Origin of the sequence: Pseudomonas sp. FSL R10-1350, assembly GCF_009600525.1 — a bacterium.
Classification (GTDB): domain Bacteria; phylum Pseudomonadota; class Gammaproteobacteria; order Pseudomonadales; family Pseudomonadaceae; genus Aquipseudomonas; species Aquipseudomonas helleri.
This window is the reverse complement of record NZ_WIVR01000003.1, coordinates 205071-225778: the sequence shown is the minus strand read 5'-3', so window position 1 is coordinate 225778 and position 20708 is coordinate 205071. Positions and strand designations below refer to the sequence as shown.

Annotated in this window: 17 protein-coding genes and 5 pseudogenes; 15 read left to right on the top strand and 7 right to left on the bottom strand. The window is 59.5% G+C overall.

All coding sequences use genetic code 11. From position 1 onward, the window contains the following. Nucleotides 1-207 precede the first annotated feature (207 nt). From GHO25_RS02950 to GHO25_RS02905, 10 genes are all read left to right on the top strand, one after another. The gene (locus GHO25_RS02950) at nt 208-1812 is read left to right on the top strand and encodes a ShlB/FhaC/HecB family hemolysin secretion/activation protein (protein ID WP_178109959.1); all 1605 of its coding nucleotides are present in this window, start codon (nt 208-210) and stop codon (nt 1810-1812) included. A 25-nt stretch (nt 1813-1837) separates the two neighbouring features. After that, a complete protein-coding gene (locus tag GHO25_RS02945) occupies nt 1838-3655 on the top strand; it encodes a DUF2341 domain-containing protein (RefSeq protein WP_153389865.1) in 1818 nt (605 codons plus the stop codon). 11 nt (nt 3656-3666) lie between these two features. Beyond that, nucleotides 3667-4092 (top strand): biopolymer transporter ExbD, encoded by a 426-nt coding sequence (locus GHO25_RS02940; protein ID WP_048372120.1) that lies wholly within the window; start codon nt 3667-3669, stop codon nt 4090-4092. A 6-nt stretch (nt 4093-4098) separates the two neighbouring features. Next, entirely contained in the window at nt 4099-4779 is a 681-nt protein-coding gene (locus tag GHO25_RS02935; protein WP_153326368.1) for an energy transducer TonB, read from the top strand. Nucleotides 4780-4818: 39 nt separating this feature from the next. After that, on the top strand, nt 4819-6519 hold the full coding sequence (locus GHO25_RS02930) for a putative porin (protein ID WP_153389864.1): 1701 nt from the start codon (nt 4819-4821) through the stop codon (nt 6517-6519). A gap of 18 nt (nt 6520-6537) precedes the next feature. Continuing rightward, nucleotides 6538-7173 (top strand): hypothetical protein, encoded by a 636-nt coding sequence (locus GHO25_RS02925; RefSeq protein WP_048372125.1) that lies wholly within the window; start codon nt 6538-6540, stop codon nt 7171-7173. An 18-nt stretch (nt 7174-7191) separates the two neighbouring features. After that, complete coding sequence (locus tag GHO25_RS02920; RefSeq protein ID WP_048372128.1) at nt 7192-7683, top strand: YbjN domain-containing protein; 492 nt, start codon at nt 7192-7194, stop codon at nt 7681-7683. Beyond that, entirely contained in the window at nt 7680-8621 is a 942-nt protein-coding gene (locus tag GHO25_RS02915; protein ID WP_178109958.1) for a peptidylprolyl isomerase, read from the top strand. The genes GHO25_RS02920 and GHO25_RS02915 overlap by 4 nt, the downstream gene beginning before the upstream one ends. Before the next feature lie 102 nt (nt 8622-8723). Beyond that, a complete protein-coding gene (locus GHO25_RS02910; protein WP_153389863.1) occupies nt 8724-9707 on the top strand; it encodes a LysR family transcriptional regulator in 984 nt (327 codons plus the stop codon). 115 nt (nt 9708-9822) lie between these two features. Then, complete coding sequence (locus tag GHO25_RS02905) at nt 9823-10617, top strand: SDR family NAD(P)-dependent oxidoreductase (protein ID WP_153332537.1); 795 nt, start codon at nt 9823-9825, stop codon at nt 10615-10617. An 86-nt stretch (nt 10618-10703) separates the two neighbouring features. Here GHO25_RS02905 and GHO25_RS02900 read toward each other — a convergent pair whose 3' ends face one another. The 5 genes and pseudogenes from GHO25_RS02900 to GHO25_RS02880 all read right to left on the bottom strand — a co-directional run bounded on the left by GHO25_RS02900 (nt 10704) and on the right by GHO25_RS02880 (nt 15692). Further along, nucleotides 10704-11573 carry an oxaloacetate decarboxylase gene (locus tag GHO25_RS02900; RefSeq protein WP_153372055.1) on the bottom strand — a complete coding sequence of 290 codons (870 nt, stop codon included), beginning with the start codon at nt 11571-11573 and terminating at the stop codon, nt 10704-10706. Between the two features lie 325 nt (nt 11574-11898). After that, nucleotides 11899-13122 (bottom strand): annotated as a pseudogene (locus GHO25_RS26815) (TonB-dependent receptor family protein); the annotation flags it as partial. A gap of 431 nt (nt 13123-13553) precedes the next feature. Then, a pseudogene (locus tag GHO25_RS26810) lies at nt 13554-14255 on the bottom strand (TonB-dependent receptor plug domain-containing protein); the annotation flags it as partial. Nucleotides 14256-14331: 76 nt separating this feature from the next. Next, on the bottom strand, nt 14332-15171 hold the full coding sequence (locus GHO25_RS02885; RefSeq protein ID WP_153389862.1) for a FecR family protein: 840 nt from the start codon (nt 15169-15171) through the stop codon (nt 14332-14334). Continuing rightward, nucleotides 15168-15692, bottom strand: coding sequence for an RNA polymerase sigma factor (locus GHO25_RS02880; RefSeq protein ID WP_153389861.1), 525 nt, complete (start codon nt 15690-15692; stop codon nt 15168-15170). The genes GHO25_RS02885 and GHO25_RS02880 overlap by 4 nt, the downstream gene beginning before the upstream one ends. A 208-nt stretch (nt 15693-15900) precedes the next feature. Here GHO25_RS02880 and GHO25_RS02875 point away from each other — a divergent pair, with 208 nt between their 5' ends. Then, a complete protein-coding gene (locus tag GHO25_RS02875; protein WP_153389860.1) occupies nt 15901-16674 on the top strand; it encodes an ABC transporter ATP-binding protein in 774 nt (257 codons plus the stop codon). A gap of 7 nt (nt 16675-16681) precedes the next feature. Here the strand turns inward: GHO25_RS02875 and GHO25_RS02870 are convergent, their stop codons facing one another. Continuing rightward, complete coding sequence (locus GHO25_RS02870; RefSeq protein WP_372240919.1) at nt 16682-17638, bottom strand: DMT family transporter; 957 nt, start codon at nt 17636-17638, stop codon at nt 16682-16684. Between the two features lie 95 nt (nt 17639-17733). On the opposite strand from GHO25_RS02870, the gene GHO25_RS02865 reads away from it, so the two are divergent. Next, a complete protein-coding gene (locus tag GHO25_RS02865; RefSeq protein WP_153389858.1) occupies nt 17734-18669 on the top strand; it encodes a LysR substrate-binding domain-containing protein in 936 nt (311 codons plus the stop codon). Between the two features lie 26 nt (nt 18670-18695). Here the strand turns inward: GHO25_RS02865 and GHO25_RS26460 are convergent, their stop codons facing one another. Next, entirely contained in the window at nt 18696-18989 is a 294-nt protein-coding gene (locus tag GHO25_RS26460) for a hypothetical protein (protein WP_256677148.1), read from the bottom strand. Between the two features lie 39 nt (nt 18990-19028). Between GHO25_RS26460 and GHO25_RS26455 the strand changes: the two are divergent. From GHO25_RS26455 to GHO25_RS02850, 3 pseudogenes are all read left to right on the top strand, one after another. Beyond that, nucleotides 19029-19148: pseudogene (locus tag GHO25_RS26455) on the top strand (acetyl-CoA C-acyltransferase); the annotation flags it as partial. Between the two features lie 124 nt (nt 19149-19272). Beyond that, nucleotides 19273-19524 (top strand): annotated as a pseudogene (locus GHO25_RS02855) (DUF1329 domain-containing protein); the annotation flags it as partial. Between the two features lie 176 nt (nt 19525-19700). Next, nucleotides 19701-20425: pseudogene (locus GHO25_RS02850) on the top strand (Rieske 2Fe-2S domain-containing protein). The last annotated feature ends 283 nt before the right edge of the window (nt 20426-20708 follow it).

The following is a 20708-nucleotide window of genomic DNA, read 5'->3' as shown; positions in this document are numbered from 1 at the left end:
GGGGATGCTGAAGATACTCGGCGGCCTGTTTGCTGCGCGACAGCGCGGCGTCGAAGACGGGGCGGCCCCTCCTACAGGGACTTTGGGTCCTGTTTAAAAAGATGAATGAAGCTTTTATGACATCAGTTCGGTAGCCCCCGACCACGCCGGTCTTACCTGTGTAACGCGCTAGGCAACGGGTTTTATTACGGCAATTTAGGGGGCGGTGTGGAGCATTTGTTCAAGTCAATCAGGCCGGTCGGCGGCGCAGCGCTGTGCTGGCTGGCGCTGGCGCAGCCGGTACTGGCGCAAGAGCAAGGCGCGCAGGCGCAAGGTGCAGAGCGGCGGGTAGACGTCAACGAGTACTTCGTACGCGGCAATACCGTGCTCGACGCGCAGGCCATCGAAGAAGCGGTGTATCCCTTCCTGGGGCCGCAAAAAACCTTGAGTGATATTGAGGGCGCCCGCGATGCCCTGCAGAAGACTTACCAGGACCGCGGCTATCAATCGGTGTTTATCGAACTGCCCGAGCAGAAAGTCGACGACGGCATCGTGTACCTGCAAGTCAGCGAAACCAAAGTCGGGCGGGTACGGGTGGTGGGCGCCAAGCACTATTCGCCTGTAGAAATCCGGGAAGAAGTGCCGGGCCTCAAGGAAGGCACCGTGCCTGATTTCACTAGCGTGCAAACCCAGCTCGCGGGCATCAACCGCAACGCCGGGCGCCAGGTCACGCCACTGGTCCACGAAGGGCAACGCCCCGGCACCATGGACATTGACCTGCAAGTCGAAGACCAAAGCCCCTGGCATGCCAGCCTGGGCCTGAACAACGACTACAGCGCCGACACCAAAAGGCTGCGCAGCGTCGCCACCGTGGGTTACGACAACCTCTGGCAGTTGGGCCACAGCGTTTCCCTGACGTTCTTCACCGCCCCGCAAGACATGGATAACGCCAAAGTCTGGTCCGGTTCTTATACCGCGCCTTTGAGCGAACGCTGGAGCCTGCAGTTCTCGGGTTATCAGTCGGACAGCAACATCGCCACCATCGGCGGCAGCAACGTGTTGGGTAAAGGTCATTCTTACGGTGTGTCGGCCATCTACAGCCTGCCGTCGAGCGGCACATGGGCCAACTCGCTGTCGGCCGGGGTCGATTTCAAAGACTTCGATGAGCAACTGCGTTTTGGCGAAAGCAACGACAAGGTGCCGCTCAAATACGCGCCGCTGACCTTTGGCTACAACGGTTACAACTACACCGAACAAACACAGCTGGGGCTGGGCCTGAATCTGGTGATCGGCACCCGGGCCTTTTTCGGTTACGGCAGCGACTCCCAGGAGTTTCGCGACAAGCGCTGGGATGCCAGCCCGAGCTTCGCCGTGCTCAAGGGCGACGCCAACCTGACTTCTACGTTCAAGAACGACTGGCAACTGGCGTCCAAGGTCGGCTTCCAGTTGGCCTCTGGCCCGCTGGTGTCCAACGAACAGTATTCCGCCGGCGGCGCCACCTCGGTGCGCGGTTACCTCGCCGCCGAGCGCACCGGTGACGAAGGCTACCTGCTCTCGCAAGAAGTGCGCACCCCGTCGCTGGCCAAATATCTCGGCAGTTACGTGCAGGAATGGCGCTTTTACGCCTTTGCCGACGCGGCACAGCTGTACCTGCGCGACGCGCTGGAAGAGCAAGAAGACGACTACCGCCTGGCCAGTGTCGGCCTCGGCACCCGGGCCAGTTTGAGCAAGTGGCTGTCCGGCAGCCTGGACTGGGGCTACCCGCTGGTCGATGGCCCGAACACCCAAAAACATGACTCTCGACTGCACTTCAGTGTGCAGGCGACTTTCTGATTCGCTTTCACGGAGATCCGTTCACATGCAACGCATATTAATGAGTCTGTTGATTTGCCTGGGCTTCGCGCTCCCGGCCACTGCCCATGCCTGGTGGCAGGATGACTGGCACTACCGCAAACAGATTTCGGTGGACACCACGCCACAAGGCGCGGCCATTAATGACCCGCTGGGCCGCACAGCGTTGCTGGTTCGTTTGCACACCGGCAACTTCACCTTTGACGGGGTCAAGGAAGACGGTTCAGACCTGCGCTTTGTCAGTGCTGACGACAAGACGGTGTTCAATCACCAGATCGAAAGTTTTGACCCGCTGATGGGCATGGCCCTGATCTGGGTCGATGTACCCAAGGTCGAAGGCGGCCAGCGTCAAGACCTGTGGATGTACTACGGCAATCAGAAAGCCGCGGCCACTTCGAACGGTCAGTTGACGTTCGATCCGAACTACACCGCGCTTTACCATTTTGAAGGCGCCAACGGCACACCGGCACGTGACACCACGGCGTACGGCAACACTGCACAAAACGCCACCGGCACCAGCATTGACGGAGTTATCGGGCGTGCCTTGCAGCTTGGCGGCCAACCTGTGTTGCTGCCAGCCAGCCCGTCGCTGCAACACAACGCGGGTGCTGCGTTCACCTTCAGCACCTGGTTGCGTCTGGACCAGCCGGCCGGTGAGCAACTGTTGCTGGCCCGCCGTGAAGCCGGTCACAGCCTGTTGGTCGGTGCCGATCAGGGCGTGCCTTTTGTTGAAATCGACGGCCACCGCGCCGTCTCGAACCAGTCACTGAAACCGGGCCAATGGCAACACCTGGCACTGACTAGCGAAGGTGAAAAAACCTCGTTGTTTGTCAACGGCCGTGAAGCCGCCAGCCTGGCAGTGGCCATGCCTGCCTTCAATTCGCCGATGGCCATTGGTGCTGATGTGCCGCAGGCCGCTGACGCTGAGCCAAGCCACTACCAACCGTTGAACGGGGCCATTGACGAATTGCGCCTGTCCAAGGTCGCCCGCCCGGCCAGCCTGCTGCTGGCAGATGCGACTGCGCAGGGTTCTGAGTCCAAGCTGGTTGCCTATGGCGTTGATGAAGAACAGTCGGGCTTCGGCTTCGGCAGCCTGGGTTTCCTGTTCAATGCCGTGCCGATGGATGCCTGGATCATCATTCTGGTGCTGGTGGGCATGATGATTCAGTCGTGGATCATCATGATTCGCAAAAACCGCATGGTCACTCGCGTCAGCAAGGCCAACGAAGTATTCCGCGAGCAGTTCGCTCAAGTCGGTACGCGTCTGGAAATGTTTGCCGATGACAAGGCCCTGGCCGAGCGTCTGACCCATTCGCCGCTGTGGCGCCTGTACCTGGTGGCGGTCAAGGAAATCCGTACCCGCCGTGCCCAGGGCGCTGATACCTCGTCGGTGTCTGCCGCCACTATCGAAGCGATCCGTTGCTCCATGGACGGTGTGCGCACCCGTGAAAACCAGCAACTGAGCTCAAAGCTCTCGACCCTCTCTAATGCCATCGCCGGCGGCCCTTACATCGGCCTGCTCGGTACGGTCATGGGGATCATGGTGGTGTTCCTCGGCACCGCGATGGCGGGTGACGTGAACATCAACGCCATTGCACCGGGTATGGCGGCCGCCTTGCTGGCCACGGCCATGGGCCTGTTCGTCGCGATCCCGGCACTGTTTGGCTACAACCGCCTGATTACCCGCAACAAGGAAGTCAGCGCTGACATGCGGGTGTTCGTCGATGAGTTCATCACCCGCCTGGCGGAAATGCACGGCGAGAGCCAATTCAGTGAAGCGGCGCATCAGCGCGGCCATCACGCCAACGCCGCCTTGCCGGCCTGAGGAGAAACGTCATGGCTTCTGTAAACGCCGCCCACGACGATGACGATGATGCCGCCGTCGACAGCATCAATATCACGCCCCTGGTGGACGTGCTGATGGTGGTGTTGGTGATGTTCATCCTCACCGCCACCGCACAAGTGTCGGGCATCCAGATCCACCTGCCTAAAGCCAGTGCTTCGGTGTCGTTATCCGAAGCCAAGACCAAGGCGATTTCGGTGAACGATGCCGGGCAGGTGTTCCTCGATGCCTACCCGGTCACCTTGAGCGAACTGGAAGAACGCCTGCGTATCGAGAAGGCACAAAGCCCGGATTTCCCGGTCATCGTGCGCGGTGACGCCATGGTCCAGTACCAGAAAGTCATTGAAGTGCTGGACCTGCTGCGCCGCCTGGAGTTGTCCCAGGTCGGCCTGGTCACCGGCAAACCGAGTCAGGGCTGATACGACATGAGCGCACAGACTCCAAACACGCTCTTGCGCCCGCTCAAGTGGGGCGCAGGCCTGCTGCTGGGCGGCGTTGCTGCCTGGTTTATCTGGCAGTGGGCCAATGACATGAGTGGCGTACGCCGGGAGGCGCCGAAGGTGCCAACGATTATCCCGTTGCCGCCGCCACCGCCGCCGCCGCCGGAAAAACCCAAGGAGCCTGAACCGCAGGTGGAAGAAAAGGTGGTTGAGCCCGAGCCGTCACCGGAGCCCGAAGACGTCAAGCCCGAGGAAGAAGCGCCGCCGTCACCGGCAGATGACCTGGCCAACCCGATGCAGATCGATGGCGACGCCCAGGCCGGTAACGACGGGTTCAACGTCGGCGCGGGCAAGGGCAGCGGCATGGCCGGTTCTGGCGGTGGCGGCCTGGGTACCGGGACGTACAAGCAATACCTGGCGGGGGTCTTTCAGCGCCTGCTGCGCGAAGACCCGGAGCTGCGCAAGAAGGCTTACCAAGTGCAGGCCGACCTGTGGCTGAGCGCGGATGGCCAGGTCACCCGTGTAGTGCTGGTGCAGTCCAGCGGTGACGCCCAAACCGATGCTCAGGTGCTGGCTGCCTTGCGTGCGCCGCATGCCACGCAGCGCACACCGGCTTCGCTGACCTTGCCGGTACGACTGTCCCTGAAGGGCCGTCGTCCGGAGTGATTGAACTTTTTTGCAGTTTTTTACAGGAGTTGTGAGCACATGATTTCCCCCGTGAATCGACTGACCCTGGCGGTCGGCATGGTCATCGCGACCCTGGTTGGCCCCGCATCGGCAGCGACTGCCGCGCCCTCGGAAAACGCCACGATCAACCTGATCCGCCTGCTGGTCGAGCAAGGCGTGCTCAAGCAAGCGGCCGCTGACGGGCTGATTGCCCAGGCCGAACGTGAAGCTCAACAAGCCCGTCAGGCCAGCGTAGCCCCGGTGGTTGCCGCTGGCCCTGTGGCAGCGCCTGGCGATGTACGGGTGCAATACGTGCCGACCGCCGTGCGTGACCAGATCCGTGATCAGGTCAAGGCTGAAGTGATGGCCACCGCCAAGCAGGAAAACTGGGCTCAGCCCAACACCTTCCCGGAGTGGGCGTCACGCATCAGTTTTGACGGCGACATCCGCCTGCGCGACGAATCCCGTTACTTCTCGGGCCACAACAGCAATGAAATCGTCGACTATGCCAAGTTGAACGAAAACGGCCCTTACGACGTTAACAAAGACAGCAACACCAAGATGCCGCCGTTGCTGAACACCCGCGAAGACCGCGAAAACCTGCTGCGCCTGCGCGCCCGTCTGGGCATGAAAGCGATCATCTCGCCGGAATGGACGGCGGGTATCCGGGTCGGCACCGGCAATGACAACAGCCCGGTATCGGCCAACCAGACCCTGGGCGGCGGTTTTGGCAAGAAAGACCTGTGGCTTGACCAGGGTTACTTGAGCTGGAAAGCCATGCCGGGCCTGACCCTGACCGGCGGCCGCTTTGCCAACCCGTTCTACTCAACGGACATGATGTACTCCAAAGACCTGAACTTTGACGGGATCGCAGCCAACTTCAATCACACGCTCAACAAGGATTGGGGGGTGTTCGCTACGTTGGGCGCGTTCCCGGTTGAGTACAGTTCGGACACCGCGAGCAGCAACGGGCTGGACAAGGAAGACAGCAAAAACAAGTGGATGTTTGGCGGCCAGATCGGCGCTGACTGGCGGCTCAACAGCGACAACAGCCTCAAGGGCGCGCTGGCTTACTATCGCTTTGAAGACCTTGAAGGCAAACGTTCTGCCCCGTGCAAGCCGTGGCAAGGCCAGCCAGGGTGCGACACCGACGGCTCCCGCCTGACCTTTATGCAAAAGGGCAACACGGTGTTCTTGCTGCGCGACATCGTGCCGAACCCGGATACCCCGGGGCTTACGCCACAGCCTCAGTTTGTGGGCCTGGCGTCCAAGTTCGATGTGCTTGACCTGAACTTGGCGTGGGACGCCCAGTTGCCGGAAAACCTGATGCTGCGCACCCAGGGCAACTACATCCGCAACCTGTCATACAACAAAGGCAAGATGCTCAAGCGCTCGGAAGGCGAGATCGTCAACAACCTCAACAGCAGCGGCGAGTTTGAGAGTGGCGGCAACGCAATGATGCTGCAATTCACCCTCGGTAACGCGCTGGAAATGCGCAAGCGTGGCGACTGGAACGTGCTCGCGGGCTACAAGTACATCCAGCCTGACGCCTTGCCGGACGGCTTCAACGACTCGTCCTTTCACCTGGGCGGCACCAATGCCAAGGGCTATTTCGTCGGCGGCAGCTACGGCATCGACAAAAACATCTACGCCAGTGCTCGTTGGTTGAGCGCCTCCGAAGTGTATGGCGCGCCGTTTGAGGTCGACGTCATGCAACTGGAACTCAACACGCGCTTTTGATGCGCCGGGAGAAACCACATGAACACCCGAATTTGCGGCCTGGTACTGGCCTTGGGCAGCCTGGCCGCGACCGGTGCATCAGCCGAAGGCATGGAGGAGCGCCTGCGCACGCAATTGCGCAGCACCACTGCGCAATTACAGACGCTGCAAAGCGAGCAGGCCCAGGCCAGCGCCGCGCGCATCGCTGCCGAAAACCAGGCCAAACAGGCGCAGGCACAGATCAAGCAATTGACCGCCGAGCTTGAGAAAACCCGAGGCGTGGCCGAGCAGTTGGTGGGTCAGCAACAGAACCTGCACAACCAGGCGCAAGCCCAGGTAGCGGCGAGCAACGAACAGACCGGCAAGTTTAAAAAGGCCTATGAAGACCTTTTGCAACTGGCGCGGGGCAAAGAAGCCGAACGTGCACGCTTGCAGACGCAATTGACCGAACGTGACACACACCTGCAGCAATGTGCTGCCAAGAATCAACAGATGTACGGCGTGGCCCAGCAACTGCTCGCGGCTTACGAAAAAATCGATGTGGCTGAGGTGATGAGTATTCGCCAGCCATTCGCCAGCGGCGCACGAGTCAAGTTCGAAGAACTGGCCCAGGGCTTTGGCGACGATTTGTACAAGACCCGGTTTGATGCCCCCCAAGCAGCCCTCAATCATTGATAGACAAGGAAGCACACCATGAGCGATTTGATCACTAGCGTTACCGTCCAGACCCTGACTGAGCTGCTGCAAGCGGCAGGCTACCGCGTCAACGAAACCGAGCAGAACGGCATCGTGCAACTGCTCAGCGCCAGCCAGGGCATCGGTTTTGCCGTGCGTTTCGGTAACCCGGCAGTGGAGCAGGGCAGCTACGTTGACTTCACCTACAGCTGTGCATTGCGTGTTCAAGGCCAACTGCCACAAGGCCTGACCGAAGTGTGGAACGCTTCGCGGCGCTTTGCTCGCCTGTCGTTGCAAGGCGAGTTCTTGCTGATGGAAATGGACGTGGTCGTGGCCGGTGTCGGTGAAGTCCACCTGCGCAGCCAGCTGGAGCTGTGGGACCGCTTGCTGCAAGAGTTCATCGTGTACCTGCGTGAATACAGCCAGCAAGCGGCGCAGTTGGCAGCCCAGGCCGAGAAACAAGAACAGACCGAGTCTGTCGACAACCGCGAAGAGGCGACTGCCCTGTGAAGAAACCAACCCTGGTGGTCGGCGCGGGCGCGTTGACCTTGCTGGTGGTGGCGGTGGTTTTGAGCCTGCGTCCGGGTAGCGACCCGGTTGCCGCTCAGCAACCGGCGCCGGTCCTTGATCTGCAGCAAAGCGGCCCTGCGGTCGCCCGCCTGGGCAGTCAGCAAATAGATGTCCAGGAACTCAAGTCGGTGATGGCGACATTACCGCCAGAGGCTCGCGAGCAACTGCGCAGCAACCGCAGTGCCCTGGAAACCTGGCTGCGTTCCCGACTGGCACAAAAGGCCGTTCTGGAACAAGCCGATGCCCAAGGCTGGCGTCAGCGCCCCGAGGTTGAGCAACAGACCCGCGCTGCCGCCGAGCAGATCGTATTCCGCGATTACATGTTGTCGGTCAGCGAAGTGCCGGCCAACTACCCGAGCGCCGCCGAACTGCAAGCGGCCTATGACAGCGGCAAGGCTCAATGGGTGACGCCGGCACAGTATCAAGTCAGCCAGATCTTCCTCGCAGTGGGCCCGGGGCAACGCGCAGAAGGGGTGCGCCGCCAGGCGCTGGAGCTGAGCCGCAAGGCTCAAGAGGCGCCGGGTGAGTTTGCAGAACTGGCGACCCAGTACTCGCAAGAACCCAACAGCGCCCGGCATGGCGGGGATATCGGGATGCAGCCGCTGGAACAGCTGCTGCCAGAGGTACGTGGCGTGGTCTCGCGGCTCAAGGTCGGGTCAGTGTCGGATGTGGTGCAAAGCTCGGCGGGTTTTCATGTGCTCAAGCTCACGGCCCAGCAGCCTGCACATACCGCCACCCTCGACGACATGCGCGAACGCCTGACCCAGGCCTTGCGCGCCCAGCGCCAGGAGCAAATCGCCAAGTCGTATCTGGAAGGCATGCTCAACACGGCAACCCTGAGCATCGATGGTGCGCAGTTAAACAAAGTACTTGAGTAAACCCCGCGCAAGGACGCGACACTGCAACAGGCTGCGATTGCCAACAAAATCAACAGATCGCAGCTTGCCCCGCGCCGGCACCACGACAGGGAGTCACCCTACATGGCATTTCAAGAATCGGCTGCACCCCAAAGCAACACCGGCTACCGCAAATCCTGTGAATTGTCAGAACCAAGGATGCTTCTGGCGAACACCCTGAGTAGCGATGTGGCGCGATTTTTTCTGGTGAGCGCCCGCTGTGGCTGTTTCACCCAGGCAGCGCGCAGCCTGAACATCAAGGCCACGCTGTTACGCAGGCAATTGACCCAACTGGAAGATCGCCTCAACTGTACGCTGTTCAACTATCAGGGCCGGTCGCTGGTACTCAGCCCAGAAGGCCAACGATTGCAGGCCCAACTGATTGCCCTGGCGGACGCAGAGCAATTATCGGTGGCCATGGGCGAGCAACCGCGCATTCGCCTGGCCGTCGCCGAAACAATCCTGCATGACATTTTGGGGCGTGACCTGATTGCCTTGTTACGCCGAAATGCCAGCATCCGCCTGGACATCATCTCGCTGAAAAACCACCACGCCTTGCAAACGGTCGAGGCTGACGTGGTGCTGTGGCTCTCAGACATGGACCCAGCCCCGTCGGGCCCGAGCTTCGCCGTTGAGTCCGTCAGGCCGTTGGCGCGCTTGCACTACCTGCCGCACATCGCCAAACGTTACTCGCGGCTAATGACCCGCCCAGAAACCCTCGACGACCTGGCTGACTACATGCTGGTGCAATGGCAACCAGACCAACAGGTACAGGTGCTGCAGCCGTGGAATACGCTGGTGGAACAACGCCAGGCTGCCGTGGTGCACGTACACGATTACTCATTGATGCTGGAAATGATCCGCTGCGGCGCCTGCATCGGTTTGCTGCCGCGCTACATGAGCCACTGTGATCGCGGCCTCACCGCCATCCCCGGGCTGCTGCCCGCCAGCCTGGAGCGGCAGGCCTGGCTGGCCGTCAATGCCGCAACAGCATTCCCGCAAGAGGCTCAGAGGCTGGTGGACCTGATCGTCAGCACCTTTGAAGGGCGTAAAGAGTGGTTTGTTTGATACTCGTGGGTGCCAAGGGGTTTTTGAACAGTCGGGGAGTCAATTCGCTTTGTTGAAGGTCGTACTGAGTGTGCCCATCACACATCCGCACGATCACGTATGACAAGGAGAAGGGATGAACATCCAATTCAATGACAAACGCGCACTGGTAACGGCTTCCACCGGAGGTATCGGTTTTGCCATCGCCCAGGGCTTGGCAGAGGCGGGCGCGCAGATCGTTCTCAACGGTCGCAGTACGGAGTCTGTGGCTGAGGCCGTCGCCAGGTTGACGAAAGCGGTGCCGGGCACGTCGGTGCAAGGTATTGCTGCTGACTTGAGCACTGCCGAGGGTGTTGCGGCGCTGGTTCGCGATGCGGGTGAGGTCGACATTTTGGTGAACAATGCCGGTATCTATGGGCCTCAGGACTTTTACGAAACCGATGACGAGGTCTGGGACAGCTATTGGCAAACCAATGTGATGTCCGGGGTTCGTTTGAGTCGGGCGTTGTTGCCGGCCATGGTCAATAAAGGTTGGGGGCGAGTGGTGTTTATGTCGTCGGAGTCGGCACGCAATATTCCGGCTGACATGATCCATTACGGCGTGTCCAAGACAGCGCTATTGGCGTTGGCGCGAGGGTTGGCCAAGCGGGTTGCAGGTAGCGGCGTGACGGTTAACAGCGTATTGCCGGGGCCGACCTTGTCCGAAGGGGTTGCAAACATGCTGAAAGACGAGGTTGAGCGTACGGGTAAAACCCTGGAGTCAGTGGCGACTGCATTTGTTTTACACAATCGGCCCAGCTCGATCATTCAGCGCGCAGCAACGGTTGAAGAAGTCGCCAACATGGTCGTCTACGTGTGTTCACCTCAGGCGTCGGCGACGACAGGGGCGGCACTGCGGGTAGACGGCGGTGTGGTAGATGACATCGTCTGACGTAACGCTCTCCATGCGGTCGTTGTCCAACCACAGGTCTATCAAGGTGGTGAGATAACGGCCGTGTTATCCAACCGGGGGGTGAATCACTCTTTTACGTCCATGAACTCTTTGGCCCAGGCCACGTAGTCTTCCGGCTGGGTGTAGGTGTGGGTCAGTTCGGTAGCGCTGAGGTTATTGGTGCTGTTGGTCAGGTGACGCTGGGCACGCAGGCTGTCGTAGGTGGCCTTGATCGACGCAAAGTAAGCGGCGTGACCGGCGACGACAATGCGTACACCCAAGCTGGCCAGACGCTGGCTGTCATTGAGTTTCGGGTTGCCATAAGTCACCAGCATCAACGGCACTGTGAGCTTCGCGCTGATTTGTTCAAGCTGTGCAAAGTCGTCGATCCCCACGATGCAGATGCCGTCTGCACCAGCTTTTTCGTAAGCCTGGGTACGTTTGATCACGTCTTCGGTAGACAACACGCCAGCGTTGGTCCGCGCGATGATCGAGAGCGCCGGGTCTACACGGGCTTCCAGGGCGGCCTTGATTTTGCCGATGCCTTCATCGATAGAAATCAGGTCAGTGGATTTGCGGCCGAATTGTGCGGGCAGCAAGGTGTCTTCAATGGTCAGTGCAGCAACACCGGCACGCTCGAGTTCTTCGACGGTGCGCATCACGTTGAGGGCATTGCCATAGCCATGGTCAGCATCGGCAATGAAAGGCAACTGAGCGACGCGGCCGATACGGGTGGCCTGCTCGACGAACTCACTCAAGGTGATGAGGGCAAAATCAGGGGCTGCCAGGACTTGCAGCGACGCCACCGAGCCACCGAGGATACCGACCTCAAAACCCAGGTCAGCGGCGATACGTGCGGACATCGGGTCAAAAACCGAAGCCGTTTCGAAACACGCAGGGGTGGCAAGCAATTGGCGGAAGTTATTGCGCAGGGCGGTGTGGGACTTTTTGGGCATGATCTTTCCTGTTTCTGGCCATCATCGAATTACGATCTATGCCTGTTCATGGTTCAGCGAGACTACCACGCAGCAAAACACAGGTTTATGACGTTTCAGAATGGGCTATGCCGCAACTGCATACCTTAAGTGTGGCGAGATGCCTTTATGAAGAAAGTTTCATCAATCGGAGGCTCCATTGAGGCTGAAGCGTTTCTGCCCCTTGCGGTTGCTGTGCGTACGGACGTCGCCTCGCAAAGCTCGACAACTGCTACGGGAATGGGGGGGCAGGTTTTGATCTTTCACGTCAAAAGCGCCCTCTCCCGAAGGAGAGGGGGCCTGTTAATCAGAACTGATAGTTCAGCCCCAACGTCAACGAGCGTTGCGGGGCAGGTTGGCGGCCCCACGGGCTGGTGTCGATGCCGCGGAAGTAATACTCGCGGTTGAACAGGTTGCTGATGCCCGCAGAGGCGGTCAGTACGCTGTGGTCTTGCAACTTGAACTGGCGCTCGATGGCTGTATTCCACAACCAGTAGGCGGGCAGCCGGCCGACCGAGGCTATGGCATCTTCGTCTACGCTGTTGGCGGCGTCGGTGAAGGCGCTGCTCACGTACAGGCCATCTAGGCTGTAGCTCCAGTGTTCGGCAAAACGGTAATGACCGTCGACGCTGAACTGGTTGCGCGAGGCGAAGGGCACGTCATTGCCTTTGTAGATACCGTTACGCTGCTTGGCATCGAGGTAGGCATAACTGGCGTGCAAGTCAAGGGCGGGCAGGGCTTGCGGGGTCCAGAAGATTTCACTATCGATGCCCTGGTGACGGGTGCTGCCCAGGTTGACAAAGCGGTCTGTGGTGCCGTTGTAGACGATCTGATCTTCAAAATCGATGCGGTACAGGCCCATATCGACGCGCAGGCCATCCCAGGGTGTATAGCGCACGCCCGTTTCGTAGTTCCACGCCAGTTCAGCGCCGACCTGGCCTTCCTTGACGATCTGCGTGACTTGCGGCGGCCGCAGTGATTTCTGCGCGTTGGCATACACGTACCAGTCGTCACTGGCCTGGAATCCGACGGTAAGGCCCGGCAACCACTCCCGGGAGGTGTTCTCGTTGGTAAAGCCGGTGATGCCGTCGTCGTAGTCCATGCGCGCATTTTCATAACGCGCGCCGGGGGTGATGGTCAGGCGGTTGTCGAACAGGCCGATGGCGTTGCTGATGTAGAACGCCTTGGCCGAGTCATTGAACTGCCAGTCACGGAACGGCGTGGTTTTGCCCGTGGCAACGCTTTGGCGATCGACCTTGTAGTCGATGTCTTCTTTGACGTAGCGGGCGCCCAGCAGCCAGGTCTGGCTGACCTGGTCGCCGTCGATGTTCATGCTCAGGCGCGGCTCGCTGCCCCAGACCTTGAAGTCTCGCGGGCCATCCTGCTTGGTGACGGCGGTGCCATCCGGGGTGAAAGGCAGGCCCACGACAAAGTTGCGGTAGCTCTTGTGGGCGAAGTTGGTCCAGCTGAACTGCACCGAGTCGAACGGGCCAATAGCGCCCAATTGTTGGGTGTAGGTCCCCAGATGCGGTCGGTATTGCCTTCGAAGTTGTCCAGCGGGCGGGTCGACTGGCGCGGGTTGTCTTTGTAGTCGCGCACGCTGAGAGCGCCAGGCAGGTCCATGTCGGCGCGGTAGTGCTGAATGCCGAAGCTCAGGTCACGGTCATCGTCGATGTTCCATTGGCCGCGCAGGCGGTAATTCTGGATATCCGTGTCGGAGTGTTCACGACCGGTTTCACCGTTGATGCTGTTGAGGTCCAGTTGCAGGCCGAAATTGTCGGTCAGGTAACCGCCGGTGCCCACGTAGGTGTCCCACAGCTGGCGGCCACCGGGGTTGAAGGTGGTGCGCTCTTGAACGGTGTTTTGCCACTCGTGGGGGATGGGTTTGCTGATGAAGTTGATCACCCCGCCGACGTTGTTCGGGCCGTATTGCACCGCCGCGCCCCCGCGCACTACGTCGATACGATCCACCGTCGCCATGGTCACCGGGAACAATGACAGCCCGGTCTGGCCATAGGGCGCCAATGCCAGCGGAATCCCGTCGGACAAAGCCTGAACCCGGCCGCTGCGGCTTTCATAGAGGCCGCGCACAGCGATTTGTGGCAGTGCGCCGGTGCCGGTTTCGTCAAACACCTTGACCCCTGGTACACGTTGCAAGGCTTCATCGACCCCGCGCACGCTGGCTTTTTGCAGTTGCTCGTTGCCAATCACCGTACGGCTGCCCGCGTAGGTGCGAACTTCGGGGTCGGTGGCGCTGCCCAGCACATCGCCTTTGATCACCATGGTGCCCAAGGCTACCGGCTCAGCAGGCGGTGGCGGGGTGAGGGTATTGGCCCGGGTGTCTTGCGCGACGATAAAAAACGTCTGCTCGTCGCGCTTTTGCACGTTAAGGCCATGTTTATCGAGCAGTCGGTGCAGGGCTTCTTCAGCGGTATAGCGACCTTTGAGCGCCGGGGTGGTGCTGTTGCCGACCACGTCACTGGCGAAAATGATTTGCACGCGGGACTGTTGGGCCAGCGTATTCAGCGCTTGCTCCAGGTTGCTGCTCGGCAAGTCGACGTCGAACGTGTCCTTGTCCTGGGCATTGGCCGAGAGGGCGAACAGAAGGCTGGTGGCGAGTACAGACAGCGACAGATACTGACGCGCCGGCAAGCGTTGTTTCATGGACGGGGCTCCTGAGAACGTTAGGGTTAGTTCTATTGCCGTCACCCGCACGGCAAAACCCTACCTCGTCACTGAATTATTTTTTTGCAGGCTTGTGGGTGATGTGCAACGTACCGTCCGCATCCCGCGCCATCGTCAGGGGCAAGATATGCGGAAACAGGTCGAGCAGGTCTTCAACGTTGTCGGTGTTAAATACGCCGCTGATGGGCAATTGCGCCAGGGCTGGATCTTCGAGACGGATCGGCGCCTGACGATAACGCTGGATCTGCGCAATGGCTTGTACCAGCGGGGTGCGGGAGAACACCAGCTTGCGTTCTTGCCAGGCCAGCACGCCGGGCAGGTCGGCGTTACGGGTTGGCTGTAGCTGACCGTCAAGGACCGCCAACTGCTGCCCCGGAATCAGCCGCTGTTGCTGTGCCGGATGGGTGATTGACTGCACGTTGACACTGCCGCGCACCAATGCCACGTGCACGGCATTCTCTTCGCGGGCCACATTGAACAGGGTGCCCAACACGGTTACGCGGGCAGCACCGGCATCCACCTGGAACGGGCGCCACAGCGTCTTGCTGACATCGAACAAGGCCTGCCCGCTGTTGAGTGCCACTCGACGCGAACGCAAGTGCCAACTGACTTCAACCTGGGTGCCGCTGTCGAGCACCACCCGGCTGCCGTCTGCCAGATCGAGCACGCGCCGCTCACCCAGTGCACTGCTGTACTGCTCGATGCGATAGCTGGGGTCTGTCCAGAACAGGCCTGCACCCACCAGGGCCACCAGGGCCACAACCACCAGCGGCGTGCGTGGTTTGCGCGGCTTGGGGGTGGGCATCGGAAAGCGCTTGCGCAGCTCTTCGCGATGGCGGGCCAGGGTTTGGTCTTCGGCGGACAGCGGTTGCTCGGGTGAAGAGGGCGTGTTCATAAAGGGCCGGGCGGACGATCCAGGTGTGCGCGGCAGGCAGCAATGCCCAGACGCAGGTGTTTTTCAACGGTTTTTAGTGAAATGCCCATACGTGCAGCCACTTCAGCCTGGGGCAACTCGTGAATCTTGTGCATGACAAAGACCATCTGGCAACGCTCCGGCAATTGGCTGATGGCCTGGGTGAGCAACTCCAGCTCCCGAGCCGACTCATACTGGCGCGTTGGTGACGGCGCCGGGCAGACAGCATCCAGCGGTTCGGGCATCTCAATGAGCCAGGCCTGGCTGCGTCGCTCACTGCGGTAGCGGTTGACCGCTTGATCGTGGGAGATCTTGCGCAACAAAGCCAACGGCGTGTGGACGTTATCCTTTTCGCGTTTTTCAAGCAATTGCACGCAGACATCATGGACCACTTCGCGGGCAAAACCGCGATCGCCAAAACGCCGACGCACATGATCTACCAGCTCGTCGTAGTGACGCACCAGTGTACTGAGCAGTGAGGGTTTGACGGGGTCGAAGGGCATGATCGGCCTGAGCGGGTGCAGAGCGGCAGCAAATATAAATGAGAAATGTTTCCATTCATAGTGAAGATTGCCACAGCGTGCTTGCGCTCATTGGAAGAGGATTTACCGGCCGCAAAAGGGTTTCAAAACCCAAGAATGCGTCGTACAGTCTCGCGCGGCAAAACGCTAGTCGCTACGGCACGCACCCACGGTCAACCAAGGCATAACCATGATCGATTTGAACCAGGTCAGCGCTTTTCAGCAGCAAACACAGGTCTTCGACCGCGTCTCGCTGCACATTGGCTACAACGAACGCGTGGCCATCCTTGGCCCTAACGGCGCCGGCAAAAGCACCCTGTTAAAGCTCATCAACCGCGAGATCTATCCGGTTGAGCGTGAAGGCAGCTACCTGAAGCTGTTCGGCGATGAAACCGTGAACCTGTGGGCCCTGCGCAGCAAGATCGGCTTTGTGTCCCAGGACATGCAAGAAGATTACACCCCGTACACCTCGGGGCTGGATGTGGTGGTGTCCGGCTTCTTTGGCGCCATGGGCGCCCACGCTCACTTGCAGCCCAATGAAGAACACATCACCTTGGCCCGCAACCTGATGCAGCAATTGGGCAGCGATATCGAAGAGCAGCGCATGTTCCAGCGCCTGTCCACCGGGCAAAAGCGCCGCTTGCTGCTGGCCCGCGCCCTGGTTCACCACCCGCAAGCACTGATTCTTGACGAACCCACCAGCGGCCTGGACATGGGCGCCAGCCTTGGTTTGCTGTCGCTGATGCGTAATTTCTGTGGCGAAGATCGCGCCATGATCATCACCACTCACCACATCGACGAGATCATTCCGGAAATCGACCGGGTGATTCTTATCAGCCAGGGCAAACTGATTGCCGACGGGCCCAAGCGCGAGATCCTCACCAGCGAGAAGCTTTCGGCGCTGTATCAAACTGAACTGCAAGTCTCGGAAAACAACGGCTGGTATCGTTGCTGGCACGCGTAACAGCGCTTTAGCCCTGACAGGCCGGGCTTGGCAGCTTAACGCCCGGTAATCGATGGCGCCTCGCCGCCCAGACCACGCCGCCCACCAACAAAGCAATCGACACCAACTCGATGAGGCTGGGCAGGCGTTGGGCGTAAAAGAAGCCATAAATACAGGCGAACAGCGTTTCAAAGACAATCAATTGCGCGCTGAGCGACGCTGCCATGCGCCTTGAGCAGGCATTCCATAACCCATTGGCAATCCACGAGCCGCAGAACGCCAGGAACAGGCACACCCACAAAAAGTCCATCCAGCGGCTGCTGTCGATGTTGGCAGGCATGAGGTTGGGGAACAGCCACCAGGCCACCAGGCCAAACACCACGGCGACGGTCCCGGTAGCGATGCCGAGCAGGGTAGACCATTCGCTGCTGTTGAATGCGCTGTGCTTGAGGTAACGGGCATTGTGGGTGGCGTACCACGACCAACTGATCACACCGCAGAACCCGCAAGCGATGCCCAGCAGTTGCGTGGTCAACTCAGTGCCAGATGAATGGGCAGCGGTATGTTCCAGGCTGATCGATACGATTCCGAGGAATACCATCAATAAAGGCAGCTTGAGTTTGCTGATCGGCAACGAGCCCGCATCGGCGCGGCCCAAAAACGTGATGGCCACCGGCATGATGCCGTTGATCAACGAGGCCGCCGTGACCCCGCTGAGCTGCACAGAGGCCCCCAGCAGCGCATAGTTCAGCACGTTACCGGTGAGCGACAGACGCAACAGCATGCCGACATCGGCGCGGCTGATTTTAGCCAGCAGGCGTGCTGCCATGGGCAGTGCAACGGCCAGGGAAATCAGGCCATACATCGCAAAGCGGACGCTGCTGATCAGTACCGCATTAAATTCCGGCAGCAAGGAGGGCCCAAGAATGACTCCGCCCCAAATGGCTCCGGCCAGCAACGCAAACACAATCCCGCTTTTCATCACGCCCACTCAACTAATGACTTTGGCGAGATTCTATCGGTAGCTATTCAACGCCACCTGCGATAAAAAATCAGTCACCCATTCCGCTGCGGAATATCTTGCTGTTTGTCGCCACAAGGAGCTGCATCATCAACCGTTACCTGCGTGCCTTGCCGCCTTTGGAAACCCTGATCACCTTTGAAGCAGTCGGCCGCCACTCAAGCTTTACTGGCGCTTCCAGGGAGTTGTTCCTGACCCAAAGCGCCGTGAGCAAACAAATGCGTCAGTTGGAAGACTGCATCGGCGTGCCGCTGTTCGAAAGAAAACCGCGCGGCGTCATGCTCACGCCTGCCGCGCAGGAACTGCTGATAACGGTCAATACACTCCTGACCACGCTGCACCAGAGCGTGACGCGGATCCGCAATGTGCACCAACCCAACACCGTCTCAATTTTGGCGACCCATGCCCTGGCGCAATTTTGGCTGTTCCCCAAGCTGATCGAATTCAACAAGGCCTATCCCGACATCGCCGTACACGTGCACGCGATGAATGAATTCGATGAAGCCAGCCTCAAGGATTACGACCTGGGCATCCTCTACGGCCAAGGCGAGTGGGGTGCGCTGAACAGCGATTTTTTGATTCCTGAAATCGTCTTCCCGGTTGCCCATGCAGCCCTGGACGTCACGAATATACAAACCCTGGAACAACTGGCCAGCGCCAACCTGGTGCAGATCGACACCTCGGCTTGGCATTGCCTGGACTGGGAGCAGTGGTTTGAACATTTCGGCATCGACTACCTCGCCCCGGAAAAAGCCCCGGTGTTCAACCAACTGACCTTGGCTTTTCGCGCGGTGCAACAAGGCATGGGCATTGGCCTGGCGTGGACCTTCATGGGCGACGAAGCCTTCGCCAAAGGCGAGCTTCAGCGCGTCACCGGGTTTGAATGCGTGACAGGACGTGCCGAGTACCTGGTGTCGGTCAAACATCGGCCGTTGTCGCCCTGTGCGGTGGTATTTCGGGAATGGGTGTTGGGGTTGGCGCAAGGCGAGATTTAATGACGTAAGCAGCAACGAACTCGGCTTTAGCCTTTCTCTGCACTGCGCTGCAACATGCCTTCCAGCACAGCTTTGGCCTCGACGCTTTTCAGGCGCTCCATAAACAGCAGGTTCTCCCGGCGCAGGGTGTCTTTCAGCGCTTCCAGCAGCGGCTTTTTCAGCAGACGCTTGGTGTGCAACACGGATTCACGGGGCAGGGTGAGTAAGCGCTGTGCCATTTTTTGTGCGGCGGCCAGGCATTGCTCGCCGTCTTCAAAGGCTTCGTTGGCCAATCCCAGGTCAACCGCTTGTGTGCCGTCCAGGCCGTCCCCCCATAGCAACAGCCGGGCGGCTCTGGCATGGCCGAGCAGACGGGGGAGCAGCAGGGCACCCAGGCGTACAACATCGGTCGGCTGTGCGCGTATACCGGCGGCTTGCCTGAGAGCGTGCTGGGTATGGCGCTGGACCGTATGTGTGCCTCGGGGCTTATGAGCATCGGCAACCGGCCCTCTACGCGTCTTGAAGATCTGGCTGCGTTGAAGCCAGTGTGCAAGGACGACACCGATCGGGCCATGTGCGCGATGCTCTTGCCGCATTTGCGCCGGGCCTTGCACCTGCATGCCCACCTGGTTCCCCATTCTCGCTGACAACTACGACAACCGTGGCGAGTTATGGCGCACCTCAATGGTCAATTACTTTTACGCCTACGAGAGCCAGCGGCCACAAGCCGGTGTGGGCCTGTATTACGACCTCAATGCCGGGAGCTACCTGGCGTTTAACCTGATCAATGAACAGCGTAACGGCTACTTGCTCAACCGGCCGGGTTTTAGCCCACGGGATTTCGGCCCTGAAGCCGCGCGGCGTTTCGGTCAGTAGTTGAGGAGCAGGGCGCCAATGCTGCGCGGCGCCCACTGCGAGTCAATCGCATTTGATCTAGTCCAATTGAAGGATGTTCTCCTTGTACAGCTGTTAAATGATGGCTGCCAAGGGTTCACCCTGTATTTCTTGGAGGCATTACAGGCCCCGAAGTCTGCAACCGAGGAACAATAACAATGACTAAACTCGCTGAAATCAACATCCAGAATGCCCAGCGTACCCACCGTTACGCCCGCGGCTGGCACTGCCTCGGCAACGCCAATGATTACCGCGATGGCAAGCCACATACCCTGAATATTTTTGGTACCCGCCTGGTCGCGTTTGCTGACAGCCAGGGCACCATCAGCATTCTTGATGCCTACTGCCCGCACATGAGTGCAGACTTGTCCCAGGGCACCATCGAAAACGACCGGCTGGTATGCCCCTTCCACCACTGGAAGTACGACACCGGCGGCAAGTGCGTCGAGATCCCTTACTGCAAGCGCATCCCCCCAAGGCCAAGACCCGTAGCTGGCTCACCTGCGAAGAAAACAACCTGCTGTTCGTCTGGAACAACCCTGAAGGCCGTCCACCGAAAGAGGGTGTGATCATTCCGCACCTGCCGGAAATGGCCAACAGCTTTGACTTGCGCTTTGGTTGCATGGTCAAACGCGTACCGGGCTGGACCGAAGAACAGAACCTGGAAGTGGCCAAGGCGTATGTGAAGGGCAACCGCGACTCGTTCTACCAGGACGTGGTGATCTGAAAGCACAAAGTCCGCATCGACAAGCCGGTACTGGCCGAAACCGACGGCCTGGTTTACCAGTTGCGTGAATGGTACGAGCAGTTCTTCACCGATGAAGACCTGATACCGGCCAGCATGGCCGAACGCCGGGAAATCATCACCGTCGACGAACGCTGATTGCAGTCAACCTCTTCAGGCGGCCCGGCAAATACTGCCGAGTGCCTGGAGAGGGTTCTAGAACAAAGAGAAAGCTTTATTTCAATGTTCATAAGAGCACTCACAATGAAAATAAAAAATCATGTCGCCTACTATGTTCCTTTGTTCATTTTTATCGTGATTGCCACCGTCGCGAGTGGCACCCCCAAAGAGTCTCGAAAGACCCAGTTGTGTAAGCAGTATTCGAGCTGCGTGGCCATGATGCCCAGTTTTAGTGGTTGGCCGAGCTTGCGCTGAGGAAGGA

Excerpts from the sequence above, each read along its gene's own strand:
- GHO25_RS02920 (WP_048372128.1), top strand. The coding sequence starts at position 7,192 with ATGAGCGATTTGATCACTAGCGTTACCGTCCAGACCCTGACTGAGCTG.
- GHO25_RS02935 (WP_153326368.1), top strand. The coding sequence starts at position 4,099 with ATGAGCGCACAGACTCCAAACACGCTCTTGCGCCCGCTCAAGTGGGGC.
- GHO25_RS02905 (WP_153332537.1), top strand. The coding sequence starts at position 9,823 with ATGAACATCCAATTCAATGACAAACGCGCACTGGTAACGGCTTCCACC.
- GHO25_RS02875 (WP_153389860.1), top strand. The coding sequence starts at position 15,901 with ATGATCGATTTGAACCAGGTCAGCGCTTTTCAGCAGCAAACACAGGTC.
- GHO25_RS02940 (WP_048372120.1), top strand. The coding sequence starts at position 3,667 with ATGGCTTCTGTAAACGCCGCCCACGACGATGACGATGATGCCGCCGTC.
- GHO25_RS02880 (WP_153389861.1), bottom strand. The coding sequence starts at position 15,692 with ATGCCCTTCGACCCCGTCAAACCCTCACTGCTCAGTACACTGGTGCGT.
- GHO25_RS02945 (WP_153389865.1), top strand. The coding sequence starts at position 1,838 with ATGCAACGCATATTAATGAGTCTGTTGATTTGCCTGGGCTTCGCGCTC.
- GHO25_RS02930 (WP_153389864.1), top strand. The coding sequence starts at position 4,819 with ATGATTTCCCCCGTGAATCGACTGACCCTGGCGGTCGGCATGGTCATC.
- GHO25_RS02900 (WP_153372055.1), bottom strand. The coding sequence starts at position 11,573 with ATGCCCAAAAAGTCCCACACCGCCCTGCGCAATAACTTCCGCCAATTG.
- GHO25_RS02910 (WP_153389863.1), top strand. The coding sequence starts at position 8,724 with ATGGCATTTCAAGAATCGGCTGCACCCCAAAGCAACACCGGCTACCGC.
- GHO25_RS02885 (WP_153389862.1), bottom strand. The coding sequence starts at position 15,171 with ATGAACACGCCCTCTTCACCCGAGCAACCGCTGTCCGCCGAAGACCAA.
- GHO25_RS02925 (WP_048372125.1), top strand. The coding sequence starts at position 6,538 with ATGAACACCCGAATTTGCGGCCTGGTACTGGCCTTGGGCAGCCTGGCC.